A 17,879-nucleotide genomic window follows, 5' to 3' on the forward strand; every position below is an offset into this window, starting at 1 on the left:
GCTATTGGTAAGCGCGCGCGCCATGGCGCCGGCCACAACCACCTGACCTGGTCTTACGCCGCCGCGTGGCCGGATTTTACGCCGCCGTTGACACCGGCGACAGACTGGAGAAGGATCCCGATCGCCGCGTGCAAGAGGCCATCATTCTCGTCTTCGACAAGGTGGCCGAGCTCGGCAGCGCACGGCAGGCTCTGCTCTGGTTCCTGGAGCATGGTCTGGATCTGCCGGCCCGACGCGCCAATGGTGATGTCGTCTGGCGCCGGCCAACCTATGCCACCATCCATCGGATGGTCGAGAATCCGGTCTACGGCGGCGCCTATGCTTATGGTAAGACTTGCGTGATGCCGAAGCACGATGCGACCGTTCCGCGAACCGGCAGCCGCCGAAAGCCACGCAGCGATTGGCTGGCGCTGAAGCCCGGAGCGCATGAAGGCTATGTCAGTTGGGAACGGGCAGAAGCGATCCGCACGATGGTCAGCAATAACGTCCCCTCAAGCCGCCATCATGGAGCGCCCAAGCACGGCGAGGCACTGCTGGCCGGCCTGTTGCGCTGTCGGCGCTGCGGCCGCAAGCTGACGCTCCGCTACACTGGCGTCAATCACACCATCCCGCGCTATTCCTGCTGGCGGGGTCTGCTCGACAACGGCGAGCCGCGTTGCATTGCCTTCGGCGGCTTGCGGGTCGACGATGCCATCGAGGAGGCATTGCTGCGGGTGGTCGAACCCGGAGCAATCGCTGCCGCCATGGAGGCCGAGACGCAGGCTGCCAGCCGCCGGGATCAGGTTCGCGAGGCCCTGGTGCGCGATCTCGAGGCTGCCCGCTACCACGCCGATCGGACATTCCGGCAATACGATGCCGCCGATCCTGCGAACCGGCTGGTGGCCGGAGAGTTGGAGACGCGGTGGAACCGTGCGCTCACGCAAGTCGCAACGGTCGAGGCCAGGATTGCGGAGCACGATGCCGCCGCCCCAGGAGCATCTTCCCTGGCGGCACTCGACACCAGCAGAATTGGGACGAACCTTCGGGCGGTCTGGGCGGCACCGACAACGGATGCCCGGCTCAAGAAGCGGATCGTCCGCACCGTCATCCAGGAGGTGGTTGCCGATCTCGACGACACAGCCTCCGAGATCGTTCTGCTGGTCCACTGGACCGGCGGTGCACATACAGAGCTTCGCCTGCCGAAGCGGCGCCGGGGTCAGCGCAACAGCACCGCTTCTGAGACCATCGCCGCGGTGCGCCAGCTGGTGCTCATTGCCTCCGACGATCTGATTGCCGGCATCCTCAACCGAAACGGCCTGCTGACAGGCCATGGCAACCGCTGGACACGCGAGCGGGTCACGTCGCTCCGCTCGCATCACAAGATCCCGGTCTTCCGCACGGCTCCCGATGGCATCGAACCGTGGCTCAATCTAACCGAGGCTGCGCGCCTGCTGGGCGTATCGCCGAAGACACTGAGGATCGCGGCCGAGACCGGAGTGGTCAAAGGCGATCATCCCCTTCCCGACGGACCGTGGCTCTTCAGCCGGTCCGAACTTGCCACACCACAGGCACAACACGTCGCTTTCGAGGCCAAGCAAAGGGCAAAACACCCCGCAGAACCGCATCCCGACCAGAAGAACCTATTCCCCTCAACAACATAGAGAGATGGGTGTTATGCAGCAGCGTTGTAGTCCTCGATCCAGCCTCCGATCCATCCGAGAACGGTTTGGGCGTCTGGTAGCGGCGTCACCTGGACGTAATCGTGCTTGAGCGTCTTCACGAATGCCTCTGACATGCCATTGCTCTGAGGGCTCCGCACCGGGGTGAAGCAAGGCTTCAGACCAAGTTGGCGAGCGAAGATCTGCGTGTCCTTGGCGATGGATCGTTGCAGACCCACCTTGGCACACAGATGCCGTCGGGGGGCGGTTACATCATCAACGCCCATGCCAACCACCACCTCAGACTGACAGAGTGCGCTTGCACTGATGAAAGGAACCAAGACCATGAAATGCCCCGTTGATGGAACGCTGCTCACGATATCAGACCGCCAGGGCGTGGAGATTGACTATTGCCCGACGTACAGGGAAGTCTGGCTCGACCGGGGTGAACTCGACAAGATCGTCAAAATGTGATAGTCTGCTACCGTTCTCGCAGAACCCCGCAGCGACAGTCGTTCGCCGCAGCGCGAACGCGACAGCCGAGCCCGCCGCGACGGCGATCGATATGATGACCGCCCCGACTATGATGACGAACACGATCCGAGCCGCCGCAAGCGTAAATCGATGCTGGGCGAACTGTTCGACTTTTGATCCCCACACCAGATTTCCGCGATAGCGCTGGTAGAACGGTTGCAATCGGGTGCGGGTTATGCCGCATCTCGTGTCTATCCTGCTAACTGAGACGCCGCTTGATTAACACCTTGCATCCGCCGAACTTTTCGTGTGCTGTTGGCTGTAACTTAACTTGGGGTATCGTTTTTTGATGCATGCTGTTTCGTTCCTGAACCGATCAATGATCCTGGCACTGCTCTGGATCGTCTTGACAGGTTCTGCTACAGATGCACTGCCCTATGGCGCCGTCGCGGTCGTGGTGGCGGCGGCGCTCAGCCTGCGGCTCTATCCGGCGGACCGACCGGGCGTCGGTGCCTGGCGCGTGGCAGTGTTCCTGCCGCGCTTTCTGGTGCAGAGCGTGCTAGGCGGTCTGGACGTGGCGCGCCGGGCCTTCGATCCGCGCCTTCCGGTTGGGCCGGGCTGGGTCGAATTGCCCCTGGCCAGCCGCCAGGTCGAAGCTAATGTGCTACTGGGCGGGGTTGTCAGCATGCTGCCCGGTACGCTGGCGGCCGGTCCCGGCGACGGCGATGGCGCGATGGCGCTGCATGTGCTGAACCTGCCCAGCTTTGCCTCGGCAGATTTTCACTCCCAGGAACAACGGATCCTCGGCCTATTTGGTCCCCGGGTCATCGCATCCGAGGCTCCGCATGGCTGACTGGTTCACGCTCGCCGCTATCTTCCTTTTGCTGACTGTCGCTGCGGCACTCCTGCGCTGCTGGCGCGGACCCGGCCCGGTCGAGCGGATCATGGCCGCCCAGCTGGCCGGTACCGGCGTGATCGGCGTCGCGGTGGTGCTTGGTGCGGCGCGCGAAAATGCGGCCTTTCTCGACGCGGCGCTGATCGGCACGCTGTTGGCGGCAGTCGCGGTCACCGCTTTCGTTCGGGTGGCCGCCGTGCCGCCGAAGCCTGACGCGGAGGACCGGGGATGATCTGGACCGAACTTTTGGTGCTGGCGCTGCTTGGCACGGGCCTTGGGTTCTATGCCGCAGGCTCGCTGGGATTGTTGCGCTTTCCCGACACGGCATCGCGGCTGCATGCGCTGACCAAGGCCGACAACGTCGGTCTTGGGCTGGTCGCGCTGGCGGCGGCGATCCACTGGGGTTCGGGCGCGGTGGCGGCCAAGCTTGCGCTGGTCTGGCTTCTTGCGGTGATCGCAGCCGGCACCACCTCGCAGCTTCTGGCGCGGCGGGTGCGCAAGAACGAGGAGCCCGACCGCAGATGAGCGGTGCCTTCGACCTCATCCTGTGCCTGATGATCCTCGGCACGGCGGGTATCGCGCTGTTCGTGCGCGACGCGCTGGCGGCGATCGCCTTCTTCATCGCCTTCGGCAACCTGATGGGGCTTGCCTGGCTCAGCCTTGGTGCGGTGAACGTGGCCCTGGCCGAGATAGCCATCGGCGCCGGTGTCACCGGCATCCTCCTGATCCTGGCGCGGGCGCGGCTCCTGGCGCTGGGCGATCCGGTGCATAGCGGCGACACACCGACCTGGCTGTGGCTCGGGGCCTTTGCGGCCTGCACCAGCTTTGCCGTGCTGCTGGCGGCCACGGTGTTGTCGATCACCCCGGAAAGCGGGCTGGACCGGGTGGTCGCACCGCTGATGCCAGGGCTTGGCATCGAGAACCGGGTGACCGGGGTTCTGCTGGCTTTTCGCGCCTATGACACGCTTCTGGAAAGCTTCGTCCTGCTGGGCGCGCTGGTCGCGGTCTGGTCGCTGGCACCTGCGCGGGCCTGGCCGGGCCGACCGGCGGAACCCCGCATGGCCGACGGACAGATGCATCAGGTTGCCGGGGCCTCCGGGCGGGTTCTGCTGCCCGTGGCGCTGGTGATGGCGGCCTATCTGGTCTGGGCCGGGTCCGACCTGCCGGGCGGAGCCTTCCAGGCGGGAACCGTGCTTGCGGGCGGGCTGATGCTGGCGGCGATGGGCGGGGCCATCGGCCTGCCACGCAGCGACCGGCCGCTGTTGCGCGCTGCCTTGGTGCTGGGGCCGCTGGTCTTTCTGGCGATCGGGCTGGGCGGCATCGCGGCGGGCGGATTCCTGATCTATCCCAAGGGCTTGGCTAAGGCGCTGATCGTGACCATCGAATACACGCTGTTCCTGTCGATCGGGGTGACGCTGGCACTGCTGGTGGCCGGGCCGCCGGTGGCCGATTCCCCTGTCCCGGACGCGGGCGGAAACGGCTGAGATGGAACTCTTGGCACCCGAACCGGTCTCCGCCGGTCATATCTACGCGGTGACGGGGGCAATCCTGACCGCACTCGGGTTCTACGCCTTCATCGTCCGGCGACATGCCTTGCGTCAGCTTCTCGCGGTCAACGTGGTCGGAGCGGGCGTCTTTCTGATCCTGGGCGGTCTCGGCCGCGGGCCGGATGCCATTGACCCGATGCCGCAGGCGCTAGTGATCACCGGCATCGTCGTTGCGGTGGCACTGACCGCCTTTGGCGCGGCGATGATCGTGCGGCTGGCCGAAGCACCTCGGTCCCCAGATCAGGGCAAAGCCGGAAAGCCGGACGCATGAACCTGCTTGGCCTTCTGGTGGCGGTGCCGCTTGGCTTCATGGTGGCGGCGCTCTTGCTGCGTGGCAGCGGTCGCTGGCTGATCCTGGCGGCGGCACCGGTGATGGCGGGGCTGGCGCTGTGGCTGGCGCTCCTGCCGCCGGGGACAACGCTGCTGGTCGGCAACTGGGACCTGCCGCTGGGCATCCTTCTGCGCGCCGACGGGGTCGCGCGGCTGATGGTACTGGCGGGCGCACTGGTAATCGGTGCCATCGGGCTGCATGCGCTGGTCGATCCGCCGGGCGGCAAGGATGGCGGCGCGGCCACGGCCGAGACATTCTGGCCACTCCTCTACCTGATGTGGGCCGGGGCCAATGCGGGTTTTCTGACCACCGACCTTTTCAACCTCTACGTCACGCTGGAGATGGTCAGCCTGGCAGCCGTGGCGCTGGCCGCGATGGGGTCGCTTGCGGCGGCGCTGCGCTATTTCATGATCGCGATGCTGGGCTCGCTGGCCTATCTTCTGGGCGTGGCGCTTCTGGTGGCGAATTACAACACGGTCGACGTGACCCTGCTGGCACAGGTCGCGCGCCTCGATCTGGCGACGGTCATGGCGCTGGGGCTGATGACGGCGGCGCTTCTGATCAAGGCTGCGCTCTTTCCCATGCACGGCTGGCTGCCGCCCGCCCACGCCGCCGCCCCCGCTCCGGCCAGCGCGCTTTTGTCGGCGATTGCGGTCAAGCTTGGCTTCGTGATCCTATTGCGCCTGTGGTTCGAGGCTTTCCCGGCCATCACCGGCTCTGCCGCCCTGCATGTGCTGGGTGGCCTGGGTGCGGCGGCGGTGATCTACGGGTCGATCCAGGCGATGCGGCAGGACCGGCTGAAGCCGCTGGTGGCCTATTCGACGGTGGCGCAGGTCGGCTATCTGTTCCTGGCCTTTCCGCTGGTCGCCGGGGCGGTCGAGCCTTCCAGCGCTTGGGCCGGGATGACGCTGCACGGCGTGGCGCATATGCTGGCCAAGGCGGCAATGTTCCTTGCGGCCGGGCTGATGCTGAAGGCTGCCGCCGGTGACCGGATCGCCGATCTGGGCGGACTGGCGCAGGCTATGCCCCTGACCGTGACCGCCTTCGGCCTTGCGGCGGTGTCCCTGATGGGGCTGCCGCCCTCGGGCGGGTTCACCGCCAAGTTCCTGCTGCTAAGCGCAGCAATCGAGCAGGGCGCGTTCCTTTATGCCGGAGTGCTGGTGGTGGGTGGCCTTCTGGCAGCGGTCTATCTCTTTCGGGCGCTGTCGGCCTGCTTTGCCCCTTTGGCTGGCGCGGGACCTGATACCGCGTCGCGCGGCCCGGTGACCGGCGGAGTGAAAGCCGTGGCACCGCTGGCGCTGGCGGGACTGGCGATCGTTATGGGATTTGCCGGCACCGCGCTGGTCGACGTCTCGGCCATTGAGGTACCCTGGGCCACGCCCACGGTGATCCAACCGGAGGTCGCGCCATGATGACCTTCGCGCCGCTGCTTTTGGTGTTCCTGCCGCTGGTCGCCGCCGCGGTCAGCTTTGCCTTGCCAGAGCGGCTGTCCTCCTGGCGCAACGCGGCCAACCTCGGCGTGGCCTTTACCAAGCTGCTGGTAGTAGCCTACCTGCTAAACGCGACTGAGGCCGGTCTGGTGTTTGAATGGCGCTACGAGTTCCTACCGGACAACGATCTTGTGCTGCGGCTGGACAAGCTTGCGCTCTTGTTCGTGACTCTGTCGGTGTTCTTGTGGCTGATGACCACGATCTATGCCATCGCGTATTTCGACCGCGGGCCGAACCTGTCGCGGTTCTTCGGCTTCTTCAATCTCTGCGTTCTGGCGGCGACCGGCGTGGCGATGTCGGGCACCGCGATCACCTTCTTCCTGTTTTACGAACTGCTGACGCTGGCGACCTGGCCGCTGGTCGCGCATAAGGGCGACGATAAGTCGCTGCGCGCGGGGCGGATTTACCTTTCCTACACGCTGGCGGGCAGCGTTGCCTTCCTAGCCGGGATCCTGTGGCTGCAGTCTCTGGTCGGGGCGATCGAGTTCGCCGCGCCGCCGGACCTGACCGGCATCCCTGCGCTGACCCTGACGCTGATCTTCATCCTGTGCATCGGCGGGCTGGGGGTGAAGGCCGCGATCTTCCCCCTGCATGGCTGGCTTCCCGAGGCAATGGCCGCCCCCGCCCCGGTCAGCGCGCTTCTGCACGCCGTCGCAGTGGTCAAGGCCGGAGCCTTCGGCATCGTGCGGATGATCTATGATGTCTACGGCATCGGCACCGTGGCCGACCTGGGGCTGGGCCTGCCGCTGGCGGCGCTGGCCTCGGTCACCATCCTTTACGGCTCGGTCCGCGCCTTGATGCAGACCGATCTGAAGAAGCGGCTGGCCTATTCCACGGTGAGCCAGGTCAGCTACATCATCCTTGGCGCCAGCCTGATCGGGCCATATGCCGTGATCGGCGGGCTGGTGCATCTGGTGCATCAGGGGATCATGAAGATCACCCTCTTCATGTGCGCCGGCGCGCTCGCGAACCGCATGGGGATCAAGGCGATTGCCGATCTGGACGGGGCGGGCCGCCTGATGCCGGTGACGATGGCGGCGTTCTCGGTCGGCGCGCTGGGCATGATCGGGCTGCCGCCGGTCGCGGGCTTCATCTCGAAATGGTATCTCGGGATCGGCGCGCTGCAATCGGACGCGGCCTGGGTGGTGGCGGTGCTGGCGGGCTCGTCGCTGTTGAACGCCGCCTATTTCCTGCCGCTCCTCTATCGCGCCTGGCTGTTGCCGCCCCCTGCGGACCGTCCCGCCATCCGCGAACTGGCCACCACGCGCGACCGGATGCTGATCCTGCCTGCAGCGGTGACTGCCCTGGTGTCGCTGGGGGCGGGCATCTTCGCCTCGCTGCCATTCAGCCCGCTGGCCTGGGTCACCCTGATCGCCGAGGGGGGCTACCTGCGATGACAGCCGACCTGTCGCTGCTCTTGCCGCTGGCTGTCCTGTGGCCGATGCTGCTAGCGAGCCTCTCCCTCTTGCCGGGCTGGGGCCCGCGCATGGTGACGCTCTTGCCGCTCGGCCCGCTACCGGGGTTGGCGGCCGCGGTCATCACCCCGCGCGACACCCCGGTCGCGCTGCCGGGGATCCTGCTGGACGGCGGGCTGGAACTGACCGGGACCGGTGCGCTGTTTCTGGGCGGGGCGGCGCTGCTGTGGTTCTGGGCCGGCGTCTACGCGGCCTTCTACCTGCGGCACGACGGCCGGCCCACGTCTTTCGCGCTGTTCTGGAACCTGGTGCTGGCCGGCAATCTTGGCGTCTTCATCGCCGCAGACATCATCAGCTTCTACGTCTTTTTCGCGCTGGTCTCGCTGCTGGCCTATCCGCTGGTGATCCATGACCGCAAGCCCGCGTCGATGCGGGCGGGCACCGTCTATCTGGTGCTGGCCGTGCTGGGCGAGGTGGCGATCCTGGTCGGGCTGATGCTGGCCTCTTACGGCGCGGGCGGAGCCATCGGGATCGAGGCGGTGCGCGCCGCCCTAGCCCTGCCTTCGACGCATCCTGCGGCACTCGGGCTTCTGATCGCGGGCTTCGGGATCAAGGCCGGGCTAATGCCCTTGCATGTCTGGCTGCCGGTGGCGCATCCGGCGGCACCGGTGCCGGCCTCGGCGGTGCTCTCGGGCGCCATCGTCAAGGCCGGGATCTTCGGGCTTGTGGCGTTCCTGCCGCTGGGCACGCCGGCACTGGGGGCGGGAACTGTCCTGATGATTCTGGCCTTCACTGGGCTGTTCCTTGCGGCGCTGCTGGCGCTGGGGCAGGCTGGGGCGAAGTCGGTGCTGGCCTATTCGACCGTCAGCCAGATGGGGCTGGTCATGGGCGTGCTGGGCTATGCCCTGGCGCAAGGCAGCGCGCCCGCCACGCTGCTGCCAGCGCTGGCACTCTTCACGCTGCATCACGGGCTGGCCAAGGGGGCGCTGTTTCTTGGCGTCGGGCTGGCCCCGACCTGCGGCCGGGCCTGGCGCTGGGGGCTCATGGCGGTACTGGCGGTGCTGGGCCTGTCGCTGGCCGGGGGCCCGCTGCTGGCCGGGGCGCTGGTCAAGTCGGCGCTGAAGGACCCGGCCGGGGCCCTTGGCGCGACGCTGATCGGGCTGTCGGCGCTGACCACTGCGCTGGCGATGGCGCGCTATCTGGCGGTTCTGCCACGGTCGAAACCGCGCCACCGCCCGCCGGTCCTGATGGCGCTGGCATTCCTTGCGCTGGCGGGCGCGGCGCTCTGGCTGCCCTGGCTGCTCTACGCCGATCTTGCCGACAAGTCCCCGCTGGCGACGGATCTGCGCGCGCAGATCACCGATGCCTGGCCGCTGGGCCTGGCGGTGCTGCTGATCGCCGGGGCCGCCGCGGTCGGGCTGAAACCGCCCGCCCTGCCCGAAGGCGATGCCCTCGGCCCGGTGCAGCGCCGGGCCGCAGCCCTGACCGTCGCCGCCCGGGCCGCCATGCGCGCCGGATCACGGTCCCTGCGCCGGTCGCGTCCGAAGCCGCAGACGGTCATCGCCGAGGACTTGGACCGCGTCGAGGACATCTTCCGCGAAGGTGCCGCCGCTGCGATCCTGCTGCTGGCCGTCACCGGTGCGATCCTGGCCTCCGTCCTGATCTGAGGCGACCCCGCGCTTCGACCCCTGCGGACCACTGTGCGACGAACCCGCCATCGACCGGCACCACCGCGCCGGTCATGAACCCGGCCTCGGGCGAGCAGAGCTAGACGATCAGGCCCGCCACCTCGCCGGGAGCGCCGATGCGGCCCATCGGGTGCAGCCCGTCCATCATCTGGCGGCTGGTCATCTTGCCCCCGTCGCCTGTTCGGCCAGCGAATCGAGCATCCGGGTGTCGATCCCGGCCGGGCAGACCGAATTCACCCGGATCCCCGACTTGGCATATTCAAGTGCTGCATTGCGGGTCAGCCCGTTCACCCCGTGCTTTGCTCCGACATAGGACGCAAGGCCCGGAAAGCCGATCAGCCCGGCGACCGAGGACAGATTGACGATGGCCCCCCGTCACCGCCCTGGGCCAGCATCTGGGTGATCTCGGCCTGCAGGCACAGGAAGGTGCCCTTCAGGTTGACCGCGATGATGCGGTCGAAATTCGCCTCGGTCTGCTCGATGAAGGGCGCGATCGTGCCTTCGATGCTGGCGTTATTGCAGGCACAGTCCAGCCGACCATAGGCCGCGACTGTGGCGGCGACCAGCGCCTGGACATCGGCTGCAACCGACACGTCGGCGCGCAGGAAACATGCCTCGCCGCCCCTGGCGCGGATCAGCGCCGCGGTTTCCTCGCCGCCCCCGGTCTCGACATCCGAGACCATGACCCTTGCCCCTTCGGCGGCGAATTTCAGCGCCGTCGCGCGCCCGACCCCCGCCGCAGCGCTGGAGACCAGCGCGACCTTTCCAGCGAGCAATGCCATGTCCGATTACTTTCGTTCCGGTTTGCGTTGCCGCGATGCTGCCATAGCCGGTATCGACCAAGCCTGACATGGATCAAGCAGGCGCCGGATTTCCGCGTTTTCGCCTGGACGTCCGGAAAGGCTTGCCTTTGCGGCGAATAGCGCAAACCCTCACTAGATGATCGAGACGCTTCTTCTGGCAACCAATTTCGCCCGGCAGTCGGTGGCGGCGCTGGACCGGGCATTGTTGCTGTAGCGCGGCCATGCCGAGCGGATCAGCATGCTGCATGTCGTGGACCCCGAGGTATCGGCCGCGCTGGTCTTGGGCGACGGTGGTACCGAGCCACCGGTCATGACCGAGTGGCTCGACGCCCGCCAACCCGCCGACGCGGTGCGCCCCGAGATGCTGATCCGCAAGGGCGAACCCCATACCGAAATTCTTGCGGCCGCCGAGGCGGGCGACCACGATCTGATCGTGCTTGGCGCGTCGCGGTCGCGCGGGCCTCTGGCGGGGCTTCTGGGGACAACGATCCAGCGGGTGCTGCGCGGCAGCACCCGTCCCGTGCTGTCGGTGCGACAGCAGCCGCAGGGCCCCTACCGGCGCGTCCTCATCGCCTCCGACCTGTCGGACCCCGCCGATCTCGCGGCCCAGACCGCACTGTGGCTAGGGGTTCTGGATAGCGCGCGCATCCGTCTTGTCCATGCGACCGGTGGCGATGCAGCTGCGGCCGCAGATACCGCGCCCGAGGCCGGCCTGCGCGCCCTTGCCGCGCGCCTTGACCCTGTCCCGTCCGACCGGATCGAGGTATCGGTGCTGCTGGCCGTGTGTTGATTTCCGCTGAGAACTGAGCCGGGTTTGGAGTGAACCCCATGGGGTGGACGACATCGCACCATTCGAACTAAGCCGCTTTCTGGGCAAACAGGGTTTCGAATTCCTCTGGGGTTCTGTAGCCGAGGGCTGAGTGAAGCCTTCTCGTGTTGTAGATCTGCTCAATGAAGATCGGCAAGCGGACTGCCACATCGGCAAAAGTCTCGTAACCGGCTCGATAGACCTCCTCGACCTTCTGGGTCTTCATAAAGCTATGAGCCTGCGCGTTATGATAAGGATTGCCGTCGCTGCTCATCGAACGGCGCAAGCCTGAAGCAGCGAGGGCGTCCCAATAGCTTTAGGATGCGTACTGACAGGCGCGATCCGTATAATGAATGCAGCCCTTGGAAGGCTTTCTGGTCATGACGGCCGCGCGCAGAGCTGCGAGTGCCAGTTCCGTATTCAGATGCTGTGACAATGCATAGCCTATGACTTTGCGGCTACACGCATCAAGGATGGCGGCCAGGTAGCAGAAGCCTGTGACGACACGGATGTAGGTGAAATCCGCGACCCAGACCCTGTCAGAGCGATCGGGAATGAGGTTGCGATACAGGTTGGGAAAGATTGGAGAGTCATGCCGGCTGTCAGTCGTACGCACAGAGCGCTTGCGGGGCTTGATGCCCAGTCCCGCTACTCGCATGCCCCGTGCTACCCTTTTGTGATTGATTGCAAAACCACGGCGCCGAAGCTGGTGAGTCACGCGTCTATAGCCATAGCAGGGTAGCTCATCCTGGACATCTTCGATGATGGCGGTGAGTTCGCCGTCTGTCAGCTCGAGGGTCCTAGCAGAGCGGTAGTAGTAGGTGCGCCGCGGCAGGTTCATGGCTTTGCACCCCCGTCTGACGGAGCAGCCAAGGGGCCGCTGATCACGAAGAATCTTTCGCTGCCGCCCGCGGTCCACATCCGTGGTGTTTTTTCAAGATCCAGCTCCATCGTGAGCTGACCCACCTTCCGCTCGAGCGCGGCAATGCGAGCTTCATACTCTGCAATGACACCGGCCTTGGCTTCCTCGTCGTTCAAACCCCCCGGTCATATTGCGTAAGCCATAGCTGAATGAGGTTGGCGGAAAGATTGTGGCTGCGCTGCGCATCGCGCCGCCACAGAGCACCGGTGCGGATGTCTTGGCAAAGCCGCAGCTTGAACGGCGTGGAATGCCGGCGGTAGGGACCTCGTGGTGTCATGGGCCTTCTCCAATCAAGGCCCGTCCAGCGTATCAGCTGTGGTCCAGCCCATGCAGTTCACTCCAGTGACCAGGAGATTTCCACTGAGAAGTGACCTATGTTTGAACGCGCCCTGGCTTTGGAAGCGGGGACAACGGAGTAATTGACATGGCGCTACTGAGTGTGATCCGACGCTGGGGGCTGCGGGATCGGCTGTCCATCCGGGAGATTGCGCGGCGGACGGGGCTGTCGCGGAACACCATCCGCAAGTATCTTCGGGCAGGCACGGTGGAGCCGGCGCTCCGGACGCCGGATTGGCCGAGCAAGCTGGATCCGTTCGCGGACAAGCTGTCGGCGTGGCTGAAGACGGAAGCTGGCAAGTCGCGCAAGAAGCGGCGAACGCTGAAGCATCTCCACAAGGAGCTGGTCGCTCTGGGCTACACCGGTTCCCACAACCGTGTCGCGGCCTTCGCGCGGCAGTGGAAGGCCGATCACCAGTGCGAGGAGCAGAGCGCCGGCCGCGGCACCTTCGTCCCGCTGGTGTTTCAGCCCGGGGAGGCCTTCCAGTTCGACTGGAGCGAGGACTGGGCGACGATCGCGGGCGAGAACACGAAGCTCCAGATTGCCCACATCAAGCTGTCTCACAGCCGGGCATTCCTGCTGCGGGCCTATCTGCTGCAGACGCACGAGATGCTGTTCGATGCTCACTGGCACGCGTTCCGGGTGTTCGGCGGGGTACTAGGGCGGGGCATCTACGAAAACATGAAGACCGCCGTTGACCGGGTCGGCCGGGGCAAGGTCCGGAGGGTCAACACGCGGTTCCTGGCGATGACCAGCCACTACGTCTTCGAGCCTGAGTTCTGCAACCCGGCAGCGGGCTGGGAGAAAGGGCAGGTCGAGAAGAACGTGCAGGATGCCCGGCACCAGATCCTTCAGCTGATGCCGGACTTTTCCGGATCTGGCGGCGATGAACGCCTGGCTCGAGGAACGCTGCATCGAGCAGTGGGCGCGCCTGCCGCACGGCATGCTGCCGGGCACGATCGCTGAGGCTTGGGCTGCGGAACGGGCTGCGCTGATGCCGACACCGCCGACCTTCGACGGCTTTGTCGAGCAGAGCAAGCGGGTCTCGCGTTCCAGCGCTTTCATATTCTCGGCAATCTCACTCGGGATACCGGCGCGCCTGCCGCTGTCGATTTGGGCCTTCTTGACCCACTCGTTCAGGGTTTGTGCGGTGTAGCCGATCTTCGCCGCGATCGACATAACCGCCTGCCAGCGCGACTTATGCTGGCCCTCGGTGTCGAGAGCCAGCCGCACTGCGCGCTCGCGGACCTCAGGGGAAAACTTGTTCGTCGTCTTGCTCATCATGCTCCATCCTACTCAAGAGTTGGAGTCTCCGGCAGACCCGGCGCAGTTCAGTGCCCACCCGGTCCTCCTATGTGATCGCCGTCGTGACCGAGGGCGAACGGACGGCCGCCGCCAGCTTCACCTCGGTGCCACGCAGCCTTGCCGCCGCGGTCAGTCCCTCGATCGCGGGGGCAATGATGGGGGCGGGATGGCTGGCCGTACCGTTTCTCGTCTGCGGCGGGCTCAAGATCACCTACGACCTGCTGCAGCTGCACCAGTTCCGCCACATCCGCGCCCCGGAGGAGTGATAGGCGCAGTCCCCCGCTCAGGCCGCCTTGGGCCAGCGGCGGTGCAGATCGTCGATGACGACAGCATGGGCATGGTGGGGGCCGTGTTCGGCCAGATGCGGATGGTCGGGCGGCAGGTCCGGGTGGACATGCGGCAACACGGTCAGGTCATCGGCGGGCCACAGGCGCAGCACCGCCACCAGACTGGCCGCCCGGATCCCCGCCACCACCAGCGCCGCGACCGACAGCCCCGCGCCCGCGCCCGCGCCGATACAACCCGCCAGTGGATACGTGACCAGCCAGCAGGCGTGTGAAAACGCGAGTTGTGCGGCAAAGACCGCGCCCCGGTCGGCCTCGCGCGCGGAGCGGTTGATGAAGCGCCCGATGGACGTCCGGGTCAGCGAAAAGCCGAAGCCGATGGATGGCTCCAGGGGCGATCAGGCCTGTCAGGTTAAACAACCAACAAGCCCAGAACAAAGGCCAGCCGATCAACTACGCCCGCGGACGGGAAGAAGCTGCGGGTAAGTAAGGGCAGCATCGAGGCCCCCTTTGCCGGCGAGCACGGCTGGTTCTGGCGCAACCGCGACGCCGCCGCCGTCACCATCACGCTGAAATTGCGCGGCACCTAGGTCATCGAGACCTAATGAGAAGGGCTTCGGTCATCGGCAGCCTGGTCCGCTGGTGGCCAACCCGGACCTTCCGTCGCACCGGCGGGAGATTTCAGCGCAACATTTGCGCCAATGCCCAACGGATCCTGCAGGCCGGGTTAACCGGCCTGCTCGTATCCCGTGGGCCAAGTTGGCGCTGGCATCTCTTTTTGCCAAAGATTCTTCGAGCCCTGCAAGTTTAGCTGTCCAGCCCGAAATGAGGCTTCGCTTCCCTGACTGCCACCTTCCCCGCCTACCGCACCCCATACGCCGTCGCCAGTGTACATCCTGATGGCCACCAGGGTGCAGTGTGAGAATCACCATTGAAACGGGCATTGCAGATTCGTCGCCAACCGGGACGCACAGCGACCTGTGCAGGCCGCCAGCATGGCGCCCCAAGCGAAAGCCTGGAGCCAGGACCAAGCTGCCGTATCGCCACAGGCGCCTGCTTAGTCGTTCAGCCAGACCTTAATTACCGCCGAGAAGTGCCAGCCGATCCAGACGGATAGGACGGACAGGACCAGGCACAGTGCCACAATCCGCCCAAATACCGGCGATCGTGAGCGGAGGGCAAGCACAAGTCGTACCATGGCATTGACCGTCAGGGCAGCCGCCAAGGGCATCACGGCCTCACCCGCCGGCATCTGGCCTGCAGCCACCAGTGAGGCTAGAGCGACGGCAGCCGAACTTGTGCTGATCAACCCGGCCAGGGCCGCTGACAGCAGTACGGCCTCGGTACCAAACCGATCGTTCAGCATCGCAGAGATCAGGATGACCGCTGTCACGGTCAAAGCGAACTTCACCGCGTCCTTGACGCTAAAGATCCGCGAGGGCAATTCGATCCCCGCCGGCTCGCCCCCTTTTCGCGTAGCCAGGTAGACCAGCAGGGCGCTGAAGATCAGCACGACCACGGTCGGTACCACCAGCACCGGCAATGCCAGGGCGAACAGGGACGGGCTGACCAGGCCCAGCACCATGCCGGTCTGCACCAGCGACGACACCGAAGACAAGGTGGCCCCCGCCGCCGCTGGCTGGATGAAGCGGACGGCCGTATCACCCAGTGCGTCGACCTTGCGGCCCATCTCGGCCACGGTGGCCGTCGAGGACACGAAACCCGACAGGAACCCCGAAAGTGGCAGGCCAAGCCGGTCGCCGAAGACCCGGGTGCAGATGTGACTGACCGCCCCGATGACCATCACCAGGATGACGATGACAAAGATGGCGTGCGCATTGATCGCACCGTCCGGCCCGAAGCCGGTATCGGGGATCACTGGCAGGATGATCAGACCTGAGACGCCAAGGATCAATCCGTCGCGCATCTCGAAGTCGTTCAGGACCGAGCGGCTGAAGTCGCGCAGGGCCGACCGTGCCGCCAGCAGGGTGACGACCAGCACCCCCGACGCGGCGGCAAGGAACGTATGCTCGACCGACAACCCACCCAGAACCACGACCAGCACCAGCGCGAGGCTGGTGGTCATTCCTGCCTGCCGGTCCGGCTGCGACAGATGTGCGACCGCCCGCAGGACGCCCACCGCGGCCAGCGCCACCGCCAGCAACGGCAGCCCGCCCGCATACTGGCTGAGCGCGCCAATCAGCGAGGCGAGCGAGAAGGTCCTGACCCCGATCGGGGCCGGACCGCCGTTCTCGCCCCCGTTGCGCTCGCGCTCGATCCCGATCAGAAGACCGATGCCGAGCGCCTCGAGCAGCAGCAGGGCCTGACTTGCTTCTTCCATCATCCGATCACTGCGCCCTTCCGACTCGGCTCAGGCCATCGGGCGCGCCGCGCTTTGACTATTCCTCACTGCGCCTGCGGCCACAAGACCATCCACGCCGATATCAGGCCGCGACCAGGACGACCACGACCAGGGCCAGCAGCGGGCCGACGCAGGCGACCATGAAGATGTCGGCATAGGTCTGACGATGGGTCAGCCGGCAGACGCTGAGGGCGTTGTTGCGTAACTCACGCCTGGGGCATGATTGTCCTCCCCTTTTGGCCTCAGTCCACACGAATGATTTCGGCCGTTCCGAGGGCCGAGAAGCGGTTCATCAGTGTGACGCGGATCTGGATTTCGGCGGTCTGGCGATCGGGGTCTCTGAGCTACCCCCCGAAATTCGGACAGTGACGTAAGCTACGATCTGCCATCTGCTGGTCTCCAAGAACGAGGAGATCAGACCATGTCGAAACGCAGGAACCATGACGCGGGCTTTAAGGCTCGCGTGGCGCTGGAAGCCGTGAAGGGCGAGCGTACCGTGTCGGAACTGGCCGCGGAATACGGCGTGCATCCGACGATGATCCACCAGTGGTGTTGATTTCCACCCAGAACTGAGCCGGCATTTCCATCGAGAAGTGAGCCACCTCTGAGTATGGATTTCGGCTCAGGTTAGGGTCAAGGCGTGATTGTTCTCCTTCTTCTGGCGCGCTGCGGCGGCTGAACTGGCCTTGAAGCGGAAGCTGTCGTTTCCGGTCTCCAGGATGTGGCAGCGGTGGGTAAGGCGGTCGAGCAATGCGGTGGTCATCTTGGCATCGCCGAACACTGTGGCCCATTCGCTGAAGCTGAGGTTGGTGGTGATGATGACGCTGGTGCGTTCGTAAAGCTTGCTCAGCAGATGGAAGAGCAGCGCCCCACCCGAGGCACTGAAGGGCAGGTATCCCAGCTCATCAAGGATCACGAGATCGAGGCGGGTCAGGCTGTCGGCAATCTGCCCGGCCTTTCCCTTGGCCTTTTCCTGTTCCAGGGCATTGACCAGTTCGATGGTGGAGAAGAAGCGGACCTTGCGGCGGTGATGCTCGATGGCCTGGACGCCGAGGGCGGTTGCGATGTGGGTCTTCCCCGTGCCCGGGCCGCCGATCAGGACGATGTTCTGGGCCCCGTCCATGAACTCGCAGCGGTGGAGTTGCCGGACTGTGGCTTCGTTGATCTCGCTGGCTGAGAAGTCGAAGCCCGAGAGGTCCTTGTAGGCGGGGAAGCGTGCGGCCTTCATGTGATAGGCGATGGAGCGGACCTCGCGCTCGGCCAGGTCGGCTTCATCAGGTGCCTTGCCGCAAGTGGGGCATCCAACCGCCAGGGCCGGATGTTGATGCGCGGTGAAGTTGGGCATGGACGTGTCCTCCCTATGTCATGGAGATGGCGTGCAGCAATGGTATGAGGCCTGCTGCCGAGGGCTTTGCCGCAACAACGGAGGGCTTCGGCGCAAGGCCACGCCTGGAACCGGTCCCGGTCGTCGCCCGGATTACCGTCCGAGGAAGCGCTGCGGCCTGTTTCTAGCATCATGGCCAAGAGTCTGCGCCTGGGCTCCCGGCAGGTCCAATGACAAATCGGAATCAATCCGCCAGC

General features: G+C 65.6%; 19 protein-coding genes and 6 pseudogenes. 14 read left to right on the plus strand and 11 right to left on the minus strand.

The genetic code is table 11. The features are described from left to right. Positions 1 to 65: 65 nt before the first annotated feature. On the plus strand, positions 66 to 1,640 hold the full coding sequence (locus tag RAH32_RS16365) for a recombinase family protein (RefSeq protein ID WP_306609248.1): 1,575 nt from the start codon (positions 66 to 68) through the stop codon (positions 1,638 to 1,640). An 11-nt stretch (positions 1,641 to 1,651) separates the two neighbouring features. Here the strand turns inward: RAH32_RS16365 and RAH32_RS16370 are convergent. Then, positions 1,652 to 1,858: pseudogene (locus RAH32_RS16370) on the minus strand (integrase core domain-containing protein); the annotation flags it as partial. A 124-nt stretch (positions 1,859 to 1,982) separates the two neighbouring features. Here RAH32_RS16370 and RAH32_RS16375 point away from each other — a divergent pair. From RAH32_RS16375 to RAH32_RS16415, 9 genes are all read left to right on the plus strand, one after another. After that, complete coding sequence (locus tag RAH32_RS16375) at positions 1,983 to 2,111, plus strand: TFIIB-type zinc ribbon-containing protein (RefSeq protein ID WP_081994960.1); 129 nt, start codon at positions 1,983 to 1,985, stop codon at positions 2,109 to 2,111. Between the two features lie 379 nt (positions 2,112 to 2,490). Next, on the plus strand, positions 2,491 to 2,964 hold the full coding sequence (locus RAH32_RS16380) for a Na+/H+ antiporter subunit E (RefSeq protein WP_052650125.1): 474 nt from the start codon (positions 2,491 to 2,493) through the stop codon (positions 2,962 to 2,964). Beyond that, on the plus strand, positions 2,957 to 3,238 hold the full coding sequence (locus tag RAH32_RS16385) for an MrpF/PhaF family protein (protein WP_042249992.1): 282 nt from the start codon (positions 2,957 to 2,959) through the stop codon (positions 3,236 to 3,238). Before RAH32_RS16380 ends, RAH32_RS16385 begins: the two co-directional genes overlap by 8 nt. Further along, entirely contained in the window at positions 3,235 to 3,531 is a 297-nt protein-coding gene (locus RAH32_RS16390; RefSeq protein WP_042249993.1) for a cation:proton antiporter, read from the plus strand. Before RAH32_RS16385 ends, RAH32_RS16390 begins: the two co-directional genes overlap by 4 nt. Continuing rightward, entirely contained in the window at positions 3,528 to 4,490 is a 963-nt protein-coding gene (locus RAH32_RS16395; protein ID WP_042249994.1) for a hydrogenase subunit MbhD domain-containing protein, read from the plus strand. Before RAH32_RS16390 ends, RAH32_RS16395 begins: the two co-directional genes overlap by 4 nt. A 1-nt stretch (position 4,491) precedes the next feature. Continuing rightward, on the plus strand, positions 4,492 to 4,824 hold the full coding sequence (locus RAH32_RS16400; RefSeq protein ID WP_136857814.1) for an NADH-quinone oxidoreductase subunit K: 333 nt from the start codon (positions 4,492 to 4,494) through the stop codon (positions 4,822 to 4,824). After that, positions 4,821 to 6,296 carry a complex I subunit 5 family protein gene (locus RAH32_RS16405; RefSeq protein WP_306609257.1) on the plus strand — a complete coding sequence of 492 codons (1,476 nt, stop codon included), beginning with the start codon at positions 4,821 to 4,823 and terminating at the stop codon, positions 6,294 to 6,296. The genes RAH32_RS16400 and RAH32_RS16405 overlap by 4 nt, the downstream gene beginning before the upstream one ends. Further along, positions 6,293 to 7,771, plus strand: coding sequence for a proton-conducting transporter transmembrane domain-containing protein (locus RAH32_RS16410; RefSeq protein WP_197054752.1), 1,479 nt, complete (start codon positions 6,293 to 6,295; stop codon positions 7,769 to 7,771). Before RAH32_RS16405 ends, RAH32_RS16410 begins: the two co-directional genes overlap by 4 nt. Next, entirely contained in the window at positions 7,768 to 9,456 is a 1,689-nt protein-coding gene (locus RAH32_RS16415; protein ID WP_306609262.1) for a complex I subunit 5 family protein, read from the plus strand. Before RAH32_RS16410 ends, RAH32_RS16415 begins: the two co-directional genes overlap by 4 nt. Before the next feature lie 180 nt (positions 9,457 to 9,636). On the opposite strand, the gene RAH32_RS16420 is transcribed toward RAH32_RS16415, so the two are convergent. Continuing rightward, the gene (locus RAH32_RS16420; RefSeq protein ID WP_197054754.1) at positions 9,637 to 9,843 is read right to left on the minus strand and encodes an SDR family NAD(P)-dependent oxidoreductase; all 207 of its coding nucleotides are present in this window, start codon (positions 9,841 to 9,843) and stop codon (positions 9,637 to 9,639) included. Further along, positions 9,813 to 10,259, minus strand: coding sequence for an SDR family NAD(P)-dependent oxidoreductase (locus RAH32_RS16425; RefSeq protein ID WP_306609263.1), 447 nt, complete (start codon positions 10,257 to 10,259; stop codon positions 9,813 to 9,815). The genes RAH32_RS16420 and RAH32_RS16425 overlap by 31 nt, the downstream gene beginning before the upstream one ends. 259 nt (positions 10,260 to 10,518) lie before the next feature. On the opposite strand from RAH32_RS16425, the gene RAH32_RS16430 reads away from it, so the two are divergent. Further along, positions 10,519 to 11,070: a universal stress protein gene (locus RAH32_RS16430; protein WP_052650133.1), complete on the plus strand. Its 552-nt coding sequence runs from the start codon at positions 10,519 to 10,521 to the stop codon at positions 11,068 to 11,070. Between the two features lie 67 nt (positions 11,071 to 11,137). Here the strand turns inward: RAH32_RS16430 and RAH32_RS16435 are convergent, their stop codons facing one another. Genes RAH32_RS16435 through RAH32_RS16445 form a run of 3 tightly spaced genes read right to left on the minus strand, consistent with a single transcriptional unit; the run spans position 11,138 to position 12,126 of the window. Next, entirely contained in the window at positions 11,138 to 11,374 is a 237-nt protein-coding gene (locus tag RAH32_RS16435; protein WP_255351411.1) for an integrase core domain-containing protein, read from the minus strand. A gap of 30 nt (positions 11,375 to 11,404) precedes the next feature. Continuing rightward, on the minus strand, positions 11,405 to 11,929 hold the full coding sequence (locus tag RAH32_RS16440; protein WP_306609266.1) for an IS3 family transposase: 525 nt from the start codon (positions 11,927 to 11,929) through the stop codon (positions 11,405 to 11,407). After that, positions 11,926 to 12,126, minus strand: coding sequence for a hypothetical protein (locus RAH32_RS16445; RefSeq protein WP_306609268.1), 201 nt, complete (start codon positions 12,124 to 12,126; stop codon positions 11,926 to 11,928). The genes RAH32_RS16440 and RAH32_RS16445 overlap by 4 nt, the downstream gene beginning before the upstream one ends. Positions 12,127 to 12,434: 308 nt before the next feature. Here RAH32_RS16445 and istA point away from each other — a divergent pair. Beyond that, positions 12,435 to 13,443 (plus strand): annotated as a pseudogene (istA, locus tag RAH32_RS16450) (IS21 family transposase); the annotation flags it as partial. Here the strand turns inward: istA and RAH32_RS16455 are convergent. Then, positions 13,380 to 13,628 (minus strand): annotated as a pseudogene (locus tag RAH32_RS16455) (transposase); the annotation flags it as partial. The pseudogenes istA and RAH32_RS16455 overlap by 64 nt on opposite strands. A gap of 53 nt (positions 13,629 to 13,681) precedes the next feature. On the opposite strand from RAH32_RS16455, the gene RAH32_RS16460 reads away from it, so the two are divergent. Next, positions 13,682 to 13,918: a hypothetical protein gene (locus RAH32_RS16460; RefSeq protein WP_306609270.1), complete on the plus strand. Its 237-nt coding sequence runs from the start codon at positions 13,682 to 13,684 to the stop codon at positions 13,916 to 13,918. Between the two features lie 17 nt (positions 13,919 to 13,935). Here RAH32_RS16460 and RAH32_RS16465 read toward each other — a convergent pair whose 3' ends face one another. The 3 genes and pseudogenes from RAH32_RS16465 to RAH32_RS16475 form a co-directional block, all read right to left on the minus strand. Then, positions 13,936 to 14,124, minus strand: a complete 189-nt coding sequence (locus RAH32_RS16465) for a hypothetical protein (RefSeq protein WP_306609272.1) — start codon at positions 14,122 to 14,124, stop codon at positions 13,936 to 13,938. Positions 14,125 to 14,993: 869 nt separating this feature from the next. Next, positions 14,994 to 16,280 carry an MgtC/SapB family protein gene (locus tag RAH32_RS16470; protein ID WP_306609273.1) on the minus strand — a complete coding sequence of 429 codons (1,287 nt, stop codon included), beginning with the start codon at positions 16,278 to 16,280 and terminating at the stop codon, positions 14,994 to 14,996. A 260-nt stretch (positions 16,281 to 16,540) separates the two neighbouring features. Then, positions 16,541 to 16,639: pseudogene (locus RAH32_RS16475) on the minus strand (IS5/IS1182 family transposase); the annotation flags it as partial. A gap of 80 nt (positions 16,640 to 16,719) precedes the next feature. On the opposite strand from RAH32_RS16475, the pseudogene RAH32_RS16480 reads away from it, so the two are divergent. Continuing rightward, positions 16,720 to 16,848, plus strand: a pseudogene (locus tag RAH32_RS16480) (transposase); the annotation flags it as partial. 72 nt (positions 16,849 to 16,920) lie between these two features. Here the strand turns inward: RAH32_RS16480 and istB are convergent. Further along, positions 16,921 to 17,571 (minus strand): annotated as a pseudogene (gene istB, locus RAH32_RS16485) (IS21-like element helper ATPase IstB); the annotation flags it as partial. Positions 17,572 to 17,879 lie beyond the last annotated feature (308 nt).

Origin of the sequence: Paracoccus yibinensis (genome assembly GCF_030846195.1) — a bacterium.
GTDB lineage: Bacteria > Pseudomonadota > Alphaproteobacteria > Rhodobacterales > Rhodobacteraceae > Paracoccus > Paracoccus yibinensis.